The organism is Kitasatospora sp. NBC_00070 (assembly GCF_045041205.1).
Lineage (GTDB): Bacteria > Actinomycetota > Actinomycetes > Streptomycetales > Streptomycetaceae > Kitasatospora.
In genome coordinates this window covers 329597-348461 of sequence record NZ_CP108248.1, presented here as the reverse complement: position 1 = coordinate 348461, position 18865 = coordinate 329597, and the positions used below count along the sequence as shown (strand labels likewise).

General features: G+C 69.0%; 14 protein-coding genes and 2 pseudogenes. 7 read left to right on the top strand and 9 right to left on the bottom strand.

Annotated features, from left to right (window positions below; genetic code table 11):
- Window positions 1-5 precede the first annotated feature (5 nt).
- Together OHV05_RS36580 and OHV05_RS36575 are read right to left on the bottom strand one after the other, a co-directional pair.
- Window positions 6-224, bottom strand: a complete 219-nt coding sequence (locus OHV05_RS36580) for a cold-shock protein (RefSeq protein ID WP_331730463.1) — start codon at window positions 222-224, stop codon at window positions 6-8.
- Window positions 225-1558: 1334 nt separating this feature from the next.
- On the bottom strand, window positions 1559-2011 hold the full coding sequence (locus OHV05_RS36575; RefSeq protein ID WP_405021659.1) for an indole-3-glycerol phosphate synthase: 453 nt from the start codon (window positions 2009-2011) through the stop codon (window positions 1559-1561).
- 538 nt (window positions 2012-2549) lie between these two features.
- Here OHV05_RS36575 and OHV05_RS36570 point away from each other — a divergent pair.
- From OHV05_RS36570 to OHV05_RS36560, 3 genes and pseudogenes are all read left to right on the top strand, one after another.
- Window positions 2550-3341 (top strand): maleylpyruvate isomerase family mycothiol-dependent enzyme, encoded by a 792-nt coding sequence (locus OHV05_RS36570; protein ID WP_331730459.1) that lies wholly within the window; start codon window positions 2550-2552, stop codon window positions 3339-3341.
- A gap of 197 nt (window positions 3342-3538) precedes the next feature.
- Window positions 3539-5167: an MDR family MFS transporter gene (locus tag OHV05_RS36565; protein WP_405021658.1), complete on the top strand. Its 1629-nt coding sequence runs from the start codon at window positions 3539-3541 to the stop codon at window positions 5165-5167.
- A 172-nt stretch (window positions 5168-5339) separates the two neighbouring features.
- Window positions 5340-6080: pseudogene (locus OHV05_RS36560) on the top strand (transposase).
- Here the strand turns inward: OHV05_RS36560 and OHV05_RS36555 are convergent.
- Complete coding sequence (locus OHV05_RS36555; protein WP_405021657.1) at window positions 6070-6267, bottom strand: hypothetical protein; 198 nt, start codon at window positions 6265-6267, stop codon at window positions 6070-6072. The pseudogene OHV05_RS36560 and the gene OHV05_RS36555 overlap by 11 nt on opposite strands.
- A 269-nt stretch (window positions 6268-6536) precedes the next feature.
- Window positions 6537-6764: a WhiB family transcriptional regulator gene (locus OHV05_RS36550; protein WP_405021656.1), complete on the bottom strand. Its 228-nt coding sequence runs from the start codon at window positions 6762-6764 to the stop codon at window positions 6537-6539.
- A 3286-nt stretch (window positions 6765-10050) separates the two neighbouring features.
- Here OHV05_RS36550 and OHV05_RS36545 point away from each other — a divergent pair.
- Window positions 10051-10724 (top strand): annotated as a pseudogene (locus OHV05_RS36545) (transposase).
- Between the two features lie 340 nt (window positions 10725-11064).
- Here OHV05_RS36545 and OHV05_RS36540 read toward each other — a convergent pair.
- The 5 genes from OHV05_RS36540 to OHV05_RS36520 all read right to left on the bottom strand — a co-directional run bounded on the left by OHV05_RS36540 (window position 11065) and on the right by OHV05_RS36520 (window position 16871).
- Window positions 11065-12027: a GlxA family transcriptional regulator gene (locus tag OHV05_RS36540; RefSeq protein ID WP_405021655.1), complete on the bottom strand. Its 963-nt coding sequence runs from the start codon at window positions 12025-12027 to the stop codon at window positions 11065-11067.
- Window positions 12028-12177: 150 nt separating this feature from the next.
- Window positions 12178-13974, bottom strand: coding sequence for a GMC family oxidoreductase (locus OHV05_RS36535; protein WP_331730442.1), 1797 nt, complete (start codon window positions 13972-13974; stop codon window positions 12178-12180).
- Between the two features lie 217 nt (window positions 13975-14191).
- Entirely contained in the window at window positions 14192-15538 is a 1347-nt protein-coding gene (locus OHV05_RS36530) for a hypothetical protein (protein ID WP_331730440.1), read from the bottom strand.
- A 169-nt stretch (window positions 15539-15707) separates the two neighbouring features.
- The gene (locus OHV05_RS36525) at window positions 15708-16397 is read right to left on the bottom strand and encodes a hypothetical protein (RefSeq protein WP_405021654.1); all 690 of its coding nucleotides are present in this window, start codon (window positions 16395-16397) and stop codon (window positions 15708-15710) included.
- 222 nt (window positions 16398-16619) lie between these two features.
- Window positions 16620-16871: a cold-shock protein gene (locus tag OHV05_RS36520; RefSeq protein WP_331730436.1), complete on the bottom strand. Its 252-nt coding sequence runs from the start codon at window positions 16869-16871 to the stop codon at window positions 16620-16622.
- Window positions 16872-17165: 294 nt separating this feature from the next.
- Between OHV05_RS36520 and OHV05_RS36515 the strand changes: the two genes are divergently transcribed.
- The 3 genes from OHV05_RS36515 (at window position 17166) to OHV05_RS36505 (ending at window position 18840) form a co-directional block, all read left to right on the top strand.
- Window positions 17166-17483 (top strand): hypothetical protein, encoded by a 318-nt coding sequence (locus OHV05_RS36515; RefSeq protein ID WP_331730434.1) that lies wholly within the window; start codon window positions 17166-17168, stop codon window positions 17481-17483.
- Between the two features lie 134 nt (window positions 17484-17617).
- Window positions 17618-18499: a CAP domain-containing protein gene (locus OHV05_RS36510; protein WP_331730432.1), complete on the top strand. Its 882-nt coding sequence runs from the start codon at window positions 17618-17620 to the stop codon at window positions 18497-18499.
- On the top strand, window positions 18496-18840 hold the full coding sequence (locus OHV05_RS36505) for a hypothetical protein (RefSeq protein WP_331730431.1): 345 nt from the start codon (window positions 18496-18498) through the stop codon (window positions 18838-18840). Before OHV05_RS36510 ends, OHV05_RS36505 begins: the two co-directional genes overlap by 4 nt.
- The last annotated feature ends 25 nt before the right edge of the window (window positions 18841-18865 follow it).

Genomic DNA, 18865 nt, shown 5'->3' with positions numbered 1-18865 from the left:
TGCTTCTACCGTAGCTTTACTACGTGGTTCGCTTGAGGACCCTTGGGGCCCTGCTCCACGTCGAACGTCACCGGTTCGCCCTCATCCAGTTCCTTGAAACCTGAGCCGCCAATTGCGCTGTAGTGCACGAATACGTCGGGCAACGTCTCTCCCTCTTTGACTTCCTGGGCAATGAAGCCAAAGCCCTTGTCCGAGTTGAACCACTTGACTGTACCATTTGCCATTTCTTGCTCCGAACTATGCGAACCGTGATCTGGCCGCACGTAGCCCGAGGCTCTCGACAACCAGCCAGCTGCCGCGCCGGAATTGCATGATGCGCAGCCGCTCACCTACAGGAGACATGTCGAGGCATATCGAAAGCCAGAATCAGCAGGGCAGGAATACGGGCCCAGGAATGTGCCCGAAAGTGTTCACGGCAGTCGCCTTCCGTGATCCAGATGTGAGTGGATCGTGGAATATATTTTGCTGATCCGCCTTATGGCGGAATTAAAGTACGGCAAGCTGAATTATTTTCCTGCTCGTGCGTGCGGCTCCAGGTGGATACCGTCAGCTTGTGCACCTCGAGGGAATTCCTGACTGTGCCGCTCTCGCGTGACCCCTTGGACAGACCGCTGGGCCAGGACAGCTTCAACTACGCCCGCCGTTGGCCGCTGCGGCCAGCACCGTCGCCACGGTGTGACCGTCCAGATGGTCACTGACCTCACGACAGCATCCGGCCTGCGAGGAGCTCGGGACGAACCTCCTCGCGGACAAGGGCTACATCGGTGAACGCGGCACCTTCGAGGCTCGGATCAAACGCTCTACCGGACGCGAACCGTCCGACAAATACGGAGTGTTCGACAAGGTGCAGACCCGCTTGGGGGCTTCCGTCGAGACCATCCGCCGCGATGCGGTAACCAAGGATTTCTCGCCCAGCCTTATCGTTGGGTCGCACGAGGCCCGGCCGGCCCATTTCGAGGCCATGATTCGGCTCACGATGATCAGCCTCCTGACCCGTCGCCTCATCAACGAAACCACTCCAACCTGGCGCGGACTCTCGAATCCGAGGGAGGAACGCCCGGTCAGCGCGCCTGCCACACCGGACACTCGTGCTCGTGCCGGGCCCACTCGACCACTCCTCCGCCGGGCAGGGTTTCACGCCAACGCGCCATCTCGCAGCAATGGCGAGGTGCTGCGGGGGACCGTCCGCCCCGCGCACGGGCGCCGCTTGCCTGTTCCGGTTGGCCTGGCACAGGGACTGGACGGAGCTCCGGCATGCTGCTGTCCGGGTCGGTGGGCAGACCGAGACGCCGGAGCCGACTGAGACGGCGGTTGCGAGTGGCGGACACACCGACACCCTGCCTCTCCCCGGACCGAATGGTGAGCCCGACGTGGCTGCACGAGCCGACATCCACCCGGGCGGCGCAGTGTCACTGTGCGGCGGTGCCCCGGGACCGCGCCACGAGGGCCCGGTGGCGTAGGGATTCCCGAGCGGGGGTAAGCGGTGTCGGCCTTGCTCGCAACCACCGGAACGAAACCCCCGGGGGCGCGCTCCGCAGCTTGTGACCGCCTCGTCGACTCAGCTCCGGTCCTCGTGAGCGTAGAGCCTCAGCACGGGGACGCCCACTCTGTGACGGGCCCGGTTCGCCCAGTCCTGGTGGACGAGCTCCTCGAGCAGGTGCGGGGCCGTCAGGACGATCACCTCATCGGCCTGAGCCTCTGCGGTCACCGATCGCAGTAGGTCCAGAGGATCGCCCTCCACGACCCGGCCGACCGCGACCCCGCCGGCGTCGCGCAGCCTGCGGAGCGACTTCTCCAGCGCGACAACGGCGAACTCCCGGGCAGCCCCGCCCTCAGGCTCGTCCGCCTCGTGAACTGCCTGCTCCAACTCGCCGAGGGCGACATCGTCGATCACGCGCAGCAGCCGGTCCGTCGCGCCCCGTGGACGGAGCAGCACAACGAACGACATCTCGTCGTCGTGGAGGGAAGTGACGAGATCGACGTCCACCGCGGACAGCAGTTGCTCGACCATCAGAACGCTCGTGAACACTGAGAAGCCTTCCCTCGGCGCACCCCGGTGGGCGCGGACGGGGCGTAACGATAGCGACAGGACCGGCTTCTGCCCGATGGGCCCTCGAAGGACGGCGCACGCCCCCGGCCGCTGGAGCCGATCCCCGTTCGCCGACCCCGGAAGGTACTGGCGGCCGCGAGGCCGATGAGGTCAGTGCGACGCATTATCGGACAATCACCAGGTCGAGGCAGCAGGCGGGTAGATCAAGGTGGGAGGCTGGCCCCCGCGGTAATTGCCGCTCTCCACGGATCTTCGCGACCACCGGTACGGAGCCACGAGCTTTCGGTGCTGTCGATGACGGATGCGCTCGGACGGCAACCGTCGTACGCACGGGGTCCGCGCGAGCGGGCTCCGACACGGATTCCAGGATTAAAGCCTCGCTGCCGCAGCTGGCGGGCCGGGCCTGCGTTCGGCTCTCGTGGGCGTGCGACCGGAGCGAGGAAGCCGTGTCGGCGTCCTGGGGCCCCGACAATCGCCGACCTTCCGAGAGGCATGACTCGTGAGCACTGCTGACCGCACCGTACGCGGACTGTCCCCGGCCGACCATTGCGCCGGCGTCGCGACCGAGACCACCCGGATCGTGACATTGGTGAAAGGGGCGGAACTGACGACGCCGATCCCCAGCTGCCCCGGCTGGACACTGGCTGACCTGATCCGGCATGTCGGCGGCGCGCAGCGCTGGTTCTCCGCCCTCCTGCGCGAGCGCCCCCAGGTGCCCCCGCCCGGCCGCGATGTCGACCTGCGGTTGCCCGTACGGGAGGAGGACTGGGCCAACTGGCTGGCCGACAGCGCGGCCGAGGCAGCGGGCGCGTTCGCAGCCACCGACCCCGACACTCCGATGTGGGCATGGGGCGCCGATCAGCACGCCCGGTTCTGGGAACGCCGGATGCTCTTCGAGACCCTGCTGCATCGGGTCGACGCGGAACTGTCGCTGGGTATCCGGCCGAGGATCTACCGTGCGTTGGCGGTCGACGGTGTGGACGAGTTCCTGGTCAACCTGCCGTTCGCCACAGCTTTCACCCCTAAACTCGCCAACCTCCGTGGTGCCCGCGAGACCATCCGCCTGCAGCCCACCGACGTGGACACCGACTGGCTGATCCGGCTGCGACCCGACGGCTTCGGCCTCGACCCGTTCCGCGACGACACCGCCGCCGCCAACGCGACCGTCCGGGCAGGCGCGGCCGATCTGCTGCTGCTCGTCTACGGTCGCCTGCCGTTGGCGGCGGAGGTCTTCGAACGCTCGGGGGACGAGGAGCTGTTGACACTCTGGTTCGCCAACTCCGAGTTCTGAGGGCGCGACCGCAAGGCGTCGATCCACGTGCCCGGTCTGTCGAGCAGGACCAGTCAGTCGGCATGGGCCGCTCGGGCCCCCGCCCGATCCCCGACCGTGCCGGTCGCCTCGGGCGGCCCTACTGATCCCACGATTGCCCATGGCAACGAAACCCAGGCCGAAGGACCCCCATGAGTACAGTTTCCGACTCTGCCCCGATGCCCCACAGCCAGGTGGTGAAAGCCCTCTCCGGGCTACTCCTCGGCCTGTTCGTGGCAGTGCTCTCCGCCACGGTGGTGACCAATGCCCTGCCGCACATCCTGACCGACCTGCACGGCGGCCAGACCGCGTACACCTGGGTGGTCACCGCCGCGCTGCTCTCGCTCACCGCCGCCACCCCGATCTGGGGCAAGCTCTCCGACCTGGTCAGCCCCAAACTGCTGGTCCAGATCGCCCTGGTGATCTACATCGTCTCGTCGGCCCTGGCCGGGCTCTCGCAGAACACCAGCCAGCTGATCGCCTGCCGGGTGGTCCAGGGCATCGGGGCGGGCGGGGTCACCGCGCTGGCCCAGATCTGCCTGGCCGCCATGGTGCCGCCGCGCGAACGGGGCCGGTACAGCGGCTACTTCGGGGCGGTCTTCGCCCTGGCCACCATCGGCGGCCCGCTGATCGGCGGCGTGGTGGTGGACACCGACTGGCTGGGCTGGCGGTGGTGCTTCTACCTGGGCATCCCGTTCTCGCTGATCGCCATCGTGGTGCTGCAGCGCACTCTGCGGCTGCCGGTGGTGAAGCGCAAGGCCCGGATCGACTACCTCGGCGCGGTACTGATCACCGCCTCGGTCAGCCTGCTGATGATCTGGATCACGCTGGCCGGCGACAGCTACCCCTGGCTCTCCTGGCAGACCCTGGTGATGGTCGGCGGCGGGCTCGGACTCGCCGTCCTGTTCGTGCTGGCCGAGCGGCAGGCCGCCGAACCGATCATGCCGCTCGACCTCTTCAAGTACCGCACCGTGACACTCGCGTCGATCGCCAGCGTACTGATCGGCGTCGGAATGTACGGCTCGACCACCTTCCTCAGCCAGTACTTCCAGCTCGCCCGACGCGAGTCGCCGACCATGGCCGGGCTGCTCACCCTGCCGATGATCCTCGGCCTGGCGGTCTCCTCCACCGTGGCAGGCCGGCTGATCACCAAGTACGGCCGCTGGAAGGCCTACCTGGTCGCTGGGGCGGCCCTGCTCGCCATCGGATTCGCACTGCTCGGCACCGTCCGCGACGACACCCCGTACGTGACGCTGGCCGCCGTCATGGCCGTCACCGGCGTCGGCCTCGGCCTGACCTCGCAGAACCTGGTGCTTGCCGTGCAGAACACCGTGCCCCGGCACGAGCTCGGCACCGCCAGCTCGACGGTGACCTTCTTCCGGACGATGGGCGGGGCGATGGGCGTCTCCGCGCTCGGTGCCCTGCTCTCCCACCGGGTGACCGCCCACCTGACGGAGAGCCTGACGGCCGCCCACCTCCCAGCCGGCGCCGTCGGCGGTGGCATCCCGGACCTCAAGGCCCTGCCCGCACTGGTCGTCCCGATGGTCACCGACGCCTTCGGCCGTGGGGTCGCCACGGTCTTCCTGGTCACCGCGCCGCTCGCCCTGCTCGCCTTCCTGGTGGTGCTGCTGATCCGCGAGGTACCGCTCCGCACCATGCAGCAGGACAGCCCGGCCGAGCACATCACCGAGCCGGCGCCGGATAGTCCGCTGGCCAAAGCCCAGCTCGGCGGCCAGGGTTTCGGCAGGGGCCGGGTGTCTCTTGACCAGGAACCGCAGCAGGGCGTCGGCGGGCTACGGGACCGGTAGGGTGCGCTGCACACGCTCCGGGCCCTGGTAGATCCCCCTCTCTTCCAGCTTCCAGCGGCAGGGAGGGGGATGGCGCTTGAACCTCGCACAGGGCTTCGGCAAGATGCCGTAGCTGCCGCCTCGGTTCCGTGTTGGTCACGGCACGGGTGGGGTGATCTCGGCGAGCGATCTGATGTGGATCTAGCCGTTCTCGGAGCTGGGCGAGTCGTAGTTCCGCAAGCTGTCATGCTGGTTCGGTGTCGTGGCGGTGACGTCCAGTGGGGCCGGCCCCGGTGGCTCTGTCTGGAGGTCCGGGTGCTGCTGGTTGCCGCGTACTGGTGGACCGACCTGATGTTGCGGCGGGTCGCGCCGTTGTTCGGGGATTTCCAGGTCGGCCGCGGGCCGGGTGCTGGATCACCTCGCGCCGTTGTTGGCGATCTCGCCCGCGCGGCGGCCATGGCAGGGCACCGTACTGATTGTCGACGGCCCTCTGGTGCCCATCCGTGACAGGACGGTCGCGGCCTCCAGCGAGAACTGCCGGTACTCGACCAACCAGCAGGTGGTGATCGACGCCAACAGCCGGCTGGGCGTCGCTGTCGGGCTGCCTCTGCCGGGCAGCCGCAACGACTGCCCGGGCATTCACCGAGTCGGCCGCCGACACGCGCCTGCCGGGACGCGCCGGTCCTGGCGGATGGTGGCTACCAGGGAGCCAGCGCCCTGATGCCGCACCGGCGCCGTCGCGGAATAGAGCGCCTGACCCCGCGGCAGGAAGCCGACGACGCCGTCCACGGCAGGGCCCGGGCCCTGCCGTGGAGCACGTCTCTCACGGATGAGGAACTGGAGGGTCCTGCGCGACTGCCGACTGCGCGGAGCCGGTGTGCGCCACGCGATGATGGGCGTCGCCCGGCTCCACAACCTCGCGTTCAGCGGGTGAGCTGGCCCGGCCGCATGGTGAACTCCTCAAGTCCGTCCAGCGTCGCGGCGCCGTGCACGGAAGTGGGGACGGTGACGAACTCGCCCATCGCGGCGAAGATCGGGGCCTTGTCGAACAGCGACCGCCGCCGCCCCGCCGTATCCGTGAACTGAACCTCGGCCACCCCGGGCCACGGCTCATCGTCCACCCAGCGGACCGCCTCACACCGCAACTCAACCACGAACGCCCCACAGCCGAACAAAGCCATCAACCAGCGCCAGTATGCCGCGAGCCGCCAGGAGCCAATTACGGAACAGCCTTCAGCTGGTCCTCGGCGGCAAGTCACCGACCTGCAGGAGGGCATGAACGCGATCCGTACGTGAACCGGGCGGGGATCGCCTGACGCTACCTGCTGCACGGTCTCCACCGAACGCCACAGGTTGCGCGAGACGGAAGGCCGCTCGCCCGCGTGTCCTTTCAGGTTTTGAGGTCGGCATAGCCGCCCCGACGACGTTCGTACGGTCTTTCGCCGCCCCAGACGCCGTAGGCGGCGCGGGTGGCGCGGCCTGCAGTACGGCAGGCACTGGCAACGGGGCACGGGCGGCACCGGGCCGCCGCCGTGCGCTGGTCGGCGGCCAGCGCGGAGAACCACAGTTCGCCGTCCTGGGCGAGACAGGGGATCCGCTCCGGGGGCTGGGTCAGCACCAGGGCGCGGAGTGTCCGGATGGCGACGGCCCGGTTCGAGAGGCGGCTGGGAGGGTCGCTTTCGCGGACGGGCGGAATGGTTCCACCCGTCATTCGGGCAGTGGCGGTCCTGGCGGGGGCAAGGTCCGGCGTGACGGGCGCCTTGCCGGAATGCCGGTGTTGGTGCTCGGCGCCGGGGTCGCACCCCGCAGCGGTGTCATCGGAATTCACTCACATCACCTCGCCACAGCCACAGCAGCGCTCCTCGGTCACCATCTGTCGGTGGTAGACCCGCCCGAGCGATGGACGGCCGCCGACTACTCAGGCGGCTCGCACCGGACGCGGCGGATCCCTGGTCAGATTCGGCCGGCAGCTCCGACCGCATGTCAGGGGTTGCCCGTACGGGCGGGTGTGCGGCTCTGGGGTACCTGGGCGGCACACCCTGATCTGCCGTCCCGGTAACGATCTGGGTCAGGACAGAGTCCCACCTTGTTCGGCTCACCTGCCGCAGGCAGCGGACATTTGTCTCAAAATGCCCGATGCCCACAGAAACGGCTGACTTGGCCACGGTATGGGATGAGGTCCGCGTCGCGGCGAACCGCTCCGGCGGCTGGCGGTGGTTGGCTCCGGTCTTGTGGAGACCGATGATCGACTCCAACAGGGTGCTGTCGAGGGCGTCGCCGACGGGGCCGACGCTCGCCGATCTCCTCGCAGCGGCCCCGGTCAGACGGTTGAGATTGCTGTTGCCCAGGCGAATGCGTTCGGGTTTTCGAGGCCGTGACTTTCTACGACGGAGTGCCCCCGGCTTTCCGGGACCGCGGTCTCCGTTCCACATCCCAGCTCGGGAGCGCTCCGCCGCGCCGGCGGCGAAGCCGGAGCCGGTTCGGGAGATGACGGCCACCGAACACAAGCACGGTCGGCGGCTGGTGCTGTCGGCGGGGGCGCCAAGTTCAGGAACGGGCTGTTTTCATCTCGGTGGTGCGTTAGCGGACAAAGACCCAAGAGGCATGGCGGACAAGTGGATCAAGATGGAAAGGTGGAGTTCACGGCAGGTTCACTCCTCGTGGGGCTTCGCACGTACCGGTCCAAGGTCAGGGCTTTCGGTGCTGCTTGGTCTCTGTTCCGCTTTGAGTGGGCCGGTCGTGCGTCCACGCTGGACGCGGTGTGGGGCTTGAGAGCTCAAATGGTGTGGTGCCAGGCAGGACATCACACCGGCGGCGGGCACTCAACCCCGGCATCGGGCCGAACAGGGAACACCTGACGGCCGGCGAAAGCTCCGCAGCACCACCCTGATGCGGGCTCTTGGGTAGGTGCGCAGCACCGCTATCCCGGTGCTGCGCACCTACCGCGCGGTCGGCGGCCGCATCTGCGGCCCAGGGCGCCTTCTCTCACAGCCGATGTCGGGACACCCGCCCATGTCCGAAGCAGAATCCGCAAGCCATGAAATTCGGAGCCGGTCACCTGGCCTTTGAGGATGTCCTGTTTCTGGTGGCGGACGGGGGGCCGGCGTTCAGGGCGGGGGCCAGGCACAGGAACTTGTTGCTGTAGCCCTTGATCCTGGTCCAGTACGCGGGAGGGACCATCGATGCCAGGGTGTCCGCTTGGTAGCCGCCGATGCCGCTGTAGCAGACGGCGGTGTTGAAGCGGACCTTCTTGATGGTCGGGTTCCAGGTGACCTTGCAGGTGCCGGAGAGACGCCGGTGGAGTGTTGCTTTCCGGGGAGACGGTCACGGGGCGCAGGATCTGTTCCATGCGGGCGGTGTAGCCGGTGGGGACGGTGACGGTCCGGGGCGAGGGTGATGGTCTGGGCAGTGGATTCGCCAGTGGCGGTCCCCCAGTTGTAGCCGTAGCCGACGGTCAGGGAGGACGCTGCCGGGGGAGGCCTTCCGAGGGGTGACCTGGTCGGCGGCGTGGGCTGCCGGGGTCGGCAGGGCGGTCAGGGGAAGGGCCGCCGAGGCCACCGCTGCGGCGTCGGGGGCAGTGCGGGAACAGGCCTGGTGGGTCGTGCGCAACTTGGTCTCCGGTATCCGAAGGAGCGCGGGCGGGCTGCCAGCGCAACGGAACACGTGCGTCGGATGAGGACCGGTCACTCCTCGGGCACGCGGCGATACCACCCAGGCGGGCAAGAGGCCGGGCGCAGCTGTCAGGGCTTGTGACCCTGTGTGGGAGCTGTCCCGAGACATCCGCGAGGGGCTCTGCATAAGTTGCTGTAGCCGCAGCGTTCCACTCCGCGGTAAGTCCCCACCACATGCGGCAGCACACATGGCCACGGAAGTGACCCTGTAACGCTCCAGGGCGACTGCCTCCGCAACACTGCTGGCCGCTGCTGCCGCTCACCGACGGTCAAGGCCGGTGGCCGTCACCCGCTCGGTGACCGCCCCGAGAGCTCCTCGACCCGTGCACTGGTGTGCCAGCGGACCTCCAGGGGGTCAATCCGCGGGAGCATCACATGCGCGGGGGCTATTCCCCTAGCGCCTCCAAAGCGGCTCTCAGAGCGGCTCCCAGCCGCGAGGTGTACGCCATGTGGAGCCTGATGGCTTCGCGGCACACGGCCGGGCAGTGCCTGGGGACGGGCGGTGCGAGCTCGACCTGCGTAGGACTCTGCGCCCATGCGGGGACGCGGCTGGCGAGATCGCGTTGCAATGTCGCGTACATCGCGGACTCGCGGGAACGGACCGGGGAACCGGCGGCCGCCAGACTGTTCACCTCGGCAAGCGCCGAACGGATCCTCTGCCGGGCTTTCGTGGCTTCCAATCCCTGCTCGAGCCCCCTGCTGCTGATGGCCCGAGCCGTGTCGATCGCCGCTTCAAGCCCCTCTCCCCAGTGGGTGGCCCGGCCGCCGAGTGAAGCCTCGAGCTCGGACATCAGCAAGTCCAATTCTTCAAGATCGCACTCGAACGGCCAGGAGGGTCCACCGTCGTACCACGGGACGGGCATTCTTGCCGCGACATGGGCACTCGAGGCCGCTTCGTACAGAAGAGGCCGGAGATACGAGAACGCCGTGACGACCCGCGCGCACTCACCTGCGATCGCGGCTCCCAGGACCTCCCCCGGATGTATTTCCATACTAGGCATGGCATCGGCCTCCACATCTGAGCGCCCGACTCCTCAGTTGAGGGTCACGGCAGGTGGGGAAGGCAACGTAACCCGTGCCGAGCGCGCCATCCAGAACACTCTGGGCAGCGTCTGGGGCAATGAAGTCCAGACACTTCCCGGCGGCGGTGTCAGCCAGCGGTGGGGGTGTTTCTCCTTGATCGAGGACGCCCTGATCGTTGGATCGTGATGATCCATAGGACAGGAGTTCCCGTTGGGGGTGTCGAAGTACACCCCTGAGTTCCGGGCCGATGCCGTCGCGCTGTACCGAGCGAGCCCGGGATGTACGTATGCCTCGGTGGCCAAGGACCTGGGCATCAACCACGGGACGCTGCGGGTCTGGGTGCGTGGGACCGAACGGGCCGTCGTGCCCGGGACCGCCCTGGCCAGGGAGAACGAGCAGCTCAAGGCCCGGGTCAGGGAACTCGAGCTCGAGCGGGAGATCCTGCACCGGGCGGCCAGGTATTTCTCGGGCGAGACGAACTGGTGATCCGCTTCCAGTACGTTGCCGACCACCACGACGCCTACGGCGTGAAGCGGCTGTGCGTCGCCGACGCCCTGCGGGTAGCCGTCGGCACACGGTGCGGGACCTGCGCGGAGCGATGTTCTACAGCGACAAGGGAGACCGGTACGCATCCAGAGAGTTCGCGGCGCTCGGCGACCGGTTCGGCGTGATCCGCCTCCGCGGAGCCGTCGGTACCAGCGCCGCCGCCGAATCCTTCAACGCCAGTATGAAACGCGAAACGCTGGCCCGGAGCACGCGCCGCCCGCCTGTCCGTCTTCCGCTGGGCCACCCGCTACAACACCAGGAGACGGCACTCCGCCCTCGGCCAACAGAGCCCGATCACCTACGAACAACGATCAACTACGCTGACCACCGCCGCATGACAACCGGTGTCCTCGATCAAGGCGAAAGCCCCGAGGTACCTGCCTGACGGCTCCGGTGCACCTCTCGTCGCGGTGCGCCAGGCGGATGCAGGGGGCGTGCGGGAGGGGCGGCTTTCTCGACGGCGCGCACAGCGCGGGGGATCTGGCACATGAATGGCATCGCTGGGAGGGAAGGGGGTCTCCCGGAGACAACGCGGCCCACCCTCGTGTCCGCCCCCGGTGGTCACCCGGAACCAAGTCGGGGTCCCGCCGTTGACCCTCGGTTGAGCGACCGCAAAGTGCCGGAAGGGCAGGAATCCTGAGAGGCCCTCGACGGTGCCGGCCCAGGCGGACACCAGGATCAGGTTGACTGGAAGTGCTTGCGGTACTCCGCCGGTGTGAGACCGAGTGTCCGCTGGAAGGTTCGGTAGAACGTGGTGGGGCGGGTGTAGCCGCACTGGTTGGCGACGTGCCGGACCGGGTGGTCGGTGGTCTCCAGCAGGGTGCGGGCACGGGCGACGCGCATCTGCTCGATGTACTTGGCGGGGGAGAGGCCCGTCTCGCGCTGGAACACCCGGCTGAAGTTCCGCAGGCTCATATGCGAGCGGCGGGCGAGGTCGGGGAGCCGGATGGGCTTGTCGATGTGCGCGAGGATCCACTCCTGGATCGACCGGATGTGCGGATTTCGGGTGAGCCGAGCTTCCGGGATGGAGCTGTACTGAGACTGATTGCCGTGGTGCCGGTACGGCAGGATCAGGTTCCGGGCGATGTTCAAGGCGAGTCCGGGGCCATGGTCGCCCTCGATCAGCGCGAGCGCCATGTAGATGCTGGCGGTGGCCCCGGCCGACGTGACGTAGGGCCCGTCCTGGACGAACATCGGCTCATGTTCGACGGTGATCTCGGGATACCGCAGCGCCATGTCGTGGCAGAGGGTCCAGTGCGTGGTGGCGCGACGGCCCTGGAGGAGGCCCGCCTCGGCCAGGAGGAACGCTCCGCAGGAGGAGGAGGCGGTGCGGCGCGCGTGGCGGGACGTGGTGCGGATCCACTGGATCAGCTCCTGATCGGCAAGGACGGAGTTGTCGTAGGTGCCGGGGATCAGCAGCGTGTCGATAGGGGTGTCGGTGACGTCCGGAGGGGCGGCGGTGACGGTCATGCCGGCGGACGTCGTGATCTGTGGTCCCCCGATCGACACGATCTCTACCTGGTAGTGGGAGGCCGGGTCCGGCAGAAGATGGTTGGCCGTCTCGAACACCGTCAGTGGGCCGGTGAAGCCGAGATCATGGATGTTGGGGTAAATGAGGGTCACGATGCGTTGCTGCGGCACCCAGGAAGGGTGCATCCCGAGGACGGAGAGGGCAACGAGCCCATAAGCGATGATACTTGATCATTTCGGGCGCGCGTCGCCGAAGAGATGGCCCCTGAACTGGATTGATAAGATAACATTATCGATCATTCCAGGGGGGGGTAGCCGGGGTCACGTCCGCTTCTTCGGTACCGTCGGCACCGGCAGCAGCAGCTCGGCGAAGGCGCCCTTGGGCACGGCTGGGGCGGCCGGGTTCACCGCAGCGACCCGACGGTAGGCCTCTCCGGGCTCCGGACGCGGGTCGACCTCGCCCTTGTTGGGCCACATCGACATCGCCCGCTCGGCCTGCGCGGTGATGGTGAGCGAGGGGTTGACGCCGAGGTTGGCGGAGACGGCAGAGCCGTCCACCACACTGATCCCGGGGTGGCCGAAGAGCCGGTGGTACGGGTCGACCACGCCGTGCTCGGGGCTGTCGCCGATCGGGCAGCCGCCGAGGAAGTGGGCGGTCATCGGGATGTCGAAGATCTCGCCGACCGTGCTGCCGGCGAAGCCGTTGATCGACTCGGCCAGCGCCCGGGCACCCGCCTCGGCGGCGGGGATGTACGTCGGGTTCGGTGCGCCGTGCCCCTGCCGGGAGGTCAGTTTGCCCTTGCCGAGGCCGGACTTCTTCAGTGAGACGGTGATCGAGTTGTCCAGCGACTGCATCACCAGGGCGATGATGGTCTTCTCCGACCAGCGGTGCTGGTTCATCGACCGGGCGAAGATCACCGGGTGGGTGGCCGCCGTGACGGCGTACCGCAGCCAGCGCGGCCCGCGCCCGACCCCGGGGACCTGCTGCACGCTGAGCGCGCCCATCGCGTTGGAGCCCCGGCCGTACCGGACCGGCTCGATGTGGGTGTTCTCGTCCGGGTGGATCGAGGAGGTGATCGCCACCCCCTTGGTGAAATCGACCTTCCCCCGGCCGCCGGCCAGGGCGAGTCCCCTGGCGTAGCGGCTGTTGGTCGTCGAAGCTCCCACCACTGCTTCGGAGTTGGTGCGAGTGAGTTCGCCGAGCTTGGCCGAGATGCCGGGCAGGTGGCCGGTGTCGCGCATCCGGTGCAGCAGCGTCTGGGTGCCGTACGTCCCGGCGGCGACCACCACCTTGGCGGCGGTGATGGTGCGGGCCCCGGCCTTGACCTGGTCCTTGGAGCGGGAGTCGGTGCGCCGGACGTCGACCGCGAAACCGCCCTCGATCTCGCGCAGCCGGGCGACCGTGGTGAGCGGGTGGATCTCGGCGCCGTTCCGCTCGGCCAGGTAGAGGTAGTTCTCGGTCAGGGTGTTCTTCGCTCCGTGCCGGCAGCCGGTCATGCACTCGCCGCACTCGATGCAGGACTTCCGCTTCGGCCCGGCGCCGCCGAAGTACGGGTCCTCGACCTCGGCGCCCGGCGCCACTCTGGCCTCGCCGTCGGCGTCCCGGCCGTCGCCGAAGAAGACCCCGACCGGGGCCATGTGGAAGGTGTCACCGACGCCCAGTTGCTCGGCGGCGTCCTTGAGGTGGACATCGGAGGGGGTCATGGTCGGGTTCAAGCGAACCCCGAGCATCCGCTGGGCCTGGTCGTAGAAGGGCGCGAGCTCCTGCTGCCAGTCGGTGATGTGGGCCCACTGCCGGTCCTCGAAGAACGGCTTCGGCGGGACGTACAGGGTGTTCGCGTAGTTCAGCGAACCGCCGCCGACCCCGGCCCCGCCCAGCACCAGCACGTTGGCCAGCAGGTGGATCCGCTGGATGCCGTACAGGCCGAGGGCGGGGGCCCAGAGGTAGTTCCTGGTGTCCCAGGAGTTCTTCGGCAGCTCGTCCCGGCCGAACCGCCGGCCGGCCTCCAGCACCGCGACCCGGTAACCCTTCTCGGTCAGCCGCAGTGCGGAGACCGAACCGCCGAAGCCCGACCCGACCACGACCACGTCGTAGTCGAATGCATCATCAGATCCCACCGTGTCTCCCCTGGACCGAATGCGGCTTTGGCGGATGCGGTGAGGGCCGTGTGGGCACACGTGCCGGATGGCGCGAGCATCTCGCCGCAGCGGGGACAGCTTGCATGCCAGGACCGGAATCTGCTCCCGGCCTGCAGGTTTTTTGGCCGTTCCGGAAGCATCTGCCATCCCCGGCCAGTTTCCGGCGGTGCGAGGCCAGCCCGCGGGGGCGCGGGGATCAGCCCTGCGGAGAAGCCGGGGTGGCGGGGACGGCTCCGGTGGGCGGGTCCGAGCCGGCGGATGTGGGGTTCGCCAGGCTGGGGGAGACACCGGCGGAGGGCACTTCGGTAGGCGCTGCCGTCGCCGCGGGTGACTCGGCGGGAGCTGTCGTCGCAGGCGGTTCGGCCGGAGCTGTCGTCGCCGCAGGCGGCTCGCTGTCGGCGGAGGGCGCGGGAGTACCGGGGGAGGCCGGGGGCTCCGTGAGGGTGGGCGCCTGGGCGTTGGGGCTGGTCGGGGCAGCTGCGGCGGGCGTGGGTGCGGGGCCGGTAGGCGCATCGACGGGTGGCGACGGTACCGGGGTCGCAACGGTGCTCGGGGCCGGGGACGGCATTGCCGGGGCCGCGGTGAGAGCGGGGGCCTGGGGAGAGTCCTGGCGGGACGGCAACGGCACGACGGAGTGGTCGTAGGAGCCGATCCAGCTCCGGACATCGGCTACGTACGCCGCCGAGTGGTTGTAGGCGAGGATCGCCCGGTCGAGGTCGGAGTCACGGGACAGGTCCAGGGAACCGGCGCACAGGTACCGGGCGGCGGTCATGGCCGCGTCGAAGACGTTCTGCGGGTCGGGGCGCCCTGCCGTCGGACGCTGGGTTGCCGCCCAGGTGTCCCAGGTGGAGGGGATGAACTGCATCGGCCCGACCGCCCGGTCCCACCTGGTGTCCCCGTCCAGCAGCCCCTGGTCGGTGTCGTTGATCGCGGCGCTGCCCGCCGAGCCGTCGAGCACCGGTCCCAACAGGGGCCGGAGCATCGTCCCGTCGGGGCCGACGGCCCCGTTGCGGGCGTGGTCCGACTCGATCTTGCCGACGCCCGCGAGGATTTGCCAGCGCAGATTGCACGACGGGTCGGCGCGCCGGGCAGCCGCCTCCGCGTCCTGATAGGCGCTCAGGACGACCGAGGGGATGCCGGCGACCGCGGCCGTGGCCGGGACCGTGGCCGTAGGAGCGGCCGCGACGGTCGGTGCGGAACCCCCGTCCGCGGGCGGCCCGTCCGGAAGGAGGCTGTCCGGGGCTGGCGACTGGTCGATGCTGGGGTCCGAAGCGCCGGCCGGGGAAGCTGCCGGGGAGGGGACACCCCACACCACGGGGACAGGCCATGGTGTCGTCGCGTCGACTGGGGTGGAGCCCGCCGCCGGAGCGACCGGCACCAGGGAGTACGACTGTGACGGCGGGTCGGGAGACGCGGGCGGCAGGCCGGACTGCGCCGCCACCGCCAACCCGCCCGCCATCAGCGCCACCCCCGCGACGAACAGCGCGGTACCCAACCGCCCCCGCAGTGAGGGCTGGTCGGCTCGGCGTCTCGGGGCGGCCATGTGCACCTCCGTTCATCCGGTTGGTGTGCGGGCAGTCCCCGCCGGGGCCCTGCGAGCCAGTGCTCCGATCCTGTGCGGCGTGCCGGATCTCCTCAAGGGCGACTGAGGAGGGCCAGAACGCAGTCGAGGCTGCCCATAGGGGCTGCCGGGCCCCGACCACACCCCCTGGTCAGCTCCGGACCCAGGCCGGCGGCGGGTCCGCAGGGTGCGGATGCGGGGGGTACGGCAGTTCTGCCCGCTCCTTGCAGACGTCCGCGAGTGCGGCGTAGTTGTCCGCCCCCATGATCCTGGTCAGCTCTTCCTCGCAGGACCGGTACACCGGTACCGAGGCAGTGTGCGCTGAGGTGTTTCCGCTGCACCACCAGTTCATCCCGGCGCCGCCCGGGCCCCAGCCGGCCCGGTCGTACTCGGTGATGGAGACGACCAGGTCGTCCTCCTCCCAGCCGTACCCGATCCGCATCGGGATCTGCCAGCAGACGTCCGGCTTCGTGTCGATCGGTGAGATCCCCTCGCGAAGGGCGAGTTCGTGCAGGGCGCAGCCGGGACCGGTGGGGAATCCCCGCCGGTTCAGGAAGATGCAGCCGCCTTCGACGATTCGGGTCCGTCCGTAACCGTCGTCGGTGTCCACCGTGATGCCGTCGGAGAGACCGATGCCCTGGAACTGCCAGATGTCCGGGCCCATGAGTTGCGCGTAGGCCTCGACCCTTTCACGGTCCTGGGTGTCGGCCCAGTGGGCGCCCACCGTGCAGCAGCCCTGGTTCTCGTGCCGGGTGCCCGGGCAGCCCCGGCCGAAGATGCAGTTCCAACGGGATGTCAGCCACGTGAGGTCGCAGCGGTATACCCGGTTCCCGTCGGTCACATCGGGAATGTCAACCCATTCGCGGGGAAAGCTGGGGTCCACTTCCGTCATGGTGTTCGTACCTCCTTCGATGGGCCGGGGGCATGGATAGGCCGTGCCCCCGGCCCAGCGGTCAAATCTCGGCGGTGGAGTGGATGTTCGGCTATCGCGGGATTCCTGGCGGGCCGAACGGCGGAGCTCCACGTCGCTGGAGCCGACTTCACGGGCCGGCGTCCGCCGCGTTCAGTGACGGTGCTGATGCCGGGGGCCGGGGTGCGAGATGGGTGACGGGTTCTCCCGTACGACGTGGGAGGCCTGTAGCCCTTTGGGACCGCGCTCGATCTCGAACGTCACCGGTTCGCCCTCATCCAGTTCCTTGAAACCTGAGCCGCCAATTGCGCTGTAGTGGACGAAGACGTCCGCGTTGGTTCCATCCTGGGAAATGAAACCGTACCCCTTTTCGGAGTTGAACCACTTGACTGTTCCTGTTGTCATTTTCTTCTCCGAATCTACTGCGGGAGCGCTGCATATTTCCGGAGAAAATCAGCCTTCTCGCAACCTTTGGCCGCCGGACCCTGGACGTCGGTGGCCCTTCTCATGAAATGCTCACCACCCGCCTTCCGGCGGTCCTCCACGAGCAGTCGTCGACGCAGGATGCGCGCCTTGAAGTTTTCCCGTTGGCGCATTTCCCGGCCTGCCGGCGAGGCGACGATGAGAGCGGACGGCGCGGACCGTGCCGTCTCCGCAGCGGCCGTGCGGCACGCGGCTGCCCGTCTTCGAGGTAGGTCGATGATTGGTGATCTGGAGCTGTTCGAAGGAGTCTGCGACGCACTGTGGGCTTCGGGCTTCGACGTGGCGCACACCCGGGCCACAGGGCTCCAGGTCGGGCTGCGGGCCCGAGGGGTCCTGGTCGGGTGGCGGGTGGAGCGGGCACACGGGTCCGGAGAAAGGACCACGGTGCCGCCGGGGGCGGAGGACGGCCGGCGGGAGGCGGTGACCCGGGCGCTGGCGTCCGTCCTCGTCTTTGACGGCTGGGCCGTCACCGCGTGGGACGGCGACCTGATGGTGATGGGGAGGAGCGAGGACGGGCGGGGGTGCGGGCCGTAACCCTCCGGCACCCGGGGCGCCGGCCTCGGCGTGAGGCGGGTCACATCGGGCCGTTTCGGTTATCGCCCGGTCCCGGTCCCGTCTCCTGGTTGTAGGCCCTCACGGGACAGCCAGCCAGGATTTAGGTGAAGCACATGTACGACAACCTTCCCCGCCCTGCGGCCGATGACCCCGCCGACGATGGCACGGCCGGAAAGCACCGTCGCGGTGACTCGCCGCGTGGCCTCCGCATCGCGCTCACCGGGGCGGCCGCGCTGCTCGTGGTGGCGACCGGTGGCTACATCATGGCGGCTGGGACCGGCCCGACCGTCGGACTCGCGGCCCAGAGCACTCTTGAGAGCCCGGCAGCCGCCGGGCAGGGTGCCTCGGGCCAGCCGGGCGGGGGCCTGCCGTCAGCTTCGTCGATGCCCGACCTTCAGCAGCCGGGCACGCCCGGTACCGCCTACGGGTCGTCGGCCCCGGTACCGCCGCCGTCGTCGGTGCCGCCGTCGGATCCTTCCCTGTCGGCGGCCGCCAAGAGCCCGTCCGGTCCGGTGAGCCCCGCCCGGCCGGCCAAGGGCGGCTCGCCGTCCAGCGCCACCCAGCCGAGCCACGGTGCCGGTGGCGGCCCGGTGACCGGGGCGGGCGCAGGCGACCGGGTGATCCAGCAGGTCACCGACCTGGTCAACAAGGAGCGGGCCCTCGTTGGCTGTGGCCCGGTGACCGTCAACGCCAAGCTCAACCGGGCCGCCCAGGTGCACTCGGACGACATGGTCGCGCGTCACTACTTCGAGCACGAGGACCCCGAGAACCGTCACGCCGACAGCCGGATCACGGCGGCGGGATACAACTGGCGCAGCTGGGGTGAGAACATCGCCTACGGTCAGGCGGACGCGGCCGAGGTCATGGACACCTGGATGCACAGCCCTTCGCACAAGAGCAACATCCTCAACTGCGGCTTCAAGGAGATAGGCGTCGGCATCACCTTGGCCGACCGCGGCCCGTGGTGGACCCAGGTGTTCGCCTCCGCCAAGTGAGTGCCCCGCTGGTGACGGCCGACGACAGGACCGAGCACGACCTGGAACGGTTTCGGAACGCGCTGGGGGAGGCGCTTCAGTTCTGGGGGCACGAGCTGCTGGACGACCCCGGCACCGAGGAGCTCGCCGAAACAGCCCGCGTGTCGGGCCGCTTCATGGCCCGCCAGGTCGGCGGGCGGATGAGCAGGGCCTCGATCCTGCTCGCCGGCGCAGCCGCTCATCTCGATGCCGTCTCCGAGCTGCGCAACGCCCTGCCCGACGTGCGGCGCTGGCACATGTCGGCGGCGTTGCGGGCCGTCACAGCCGCCCGCTCCCTCCTCGCCGGGCCCGCGCGGGCCTAGCCGATTCCCGGGCGGCACCCTGCTC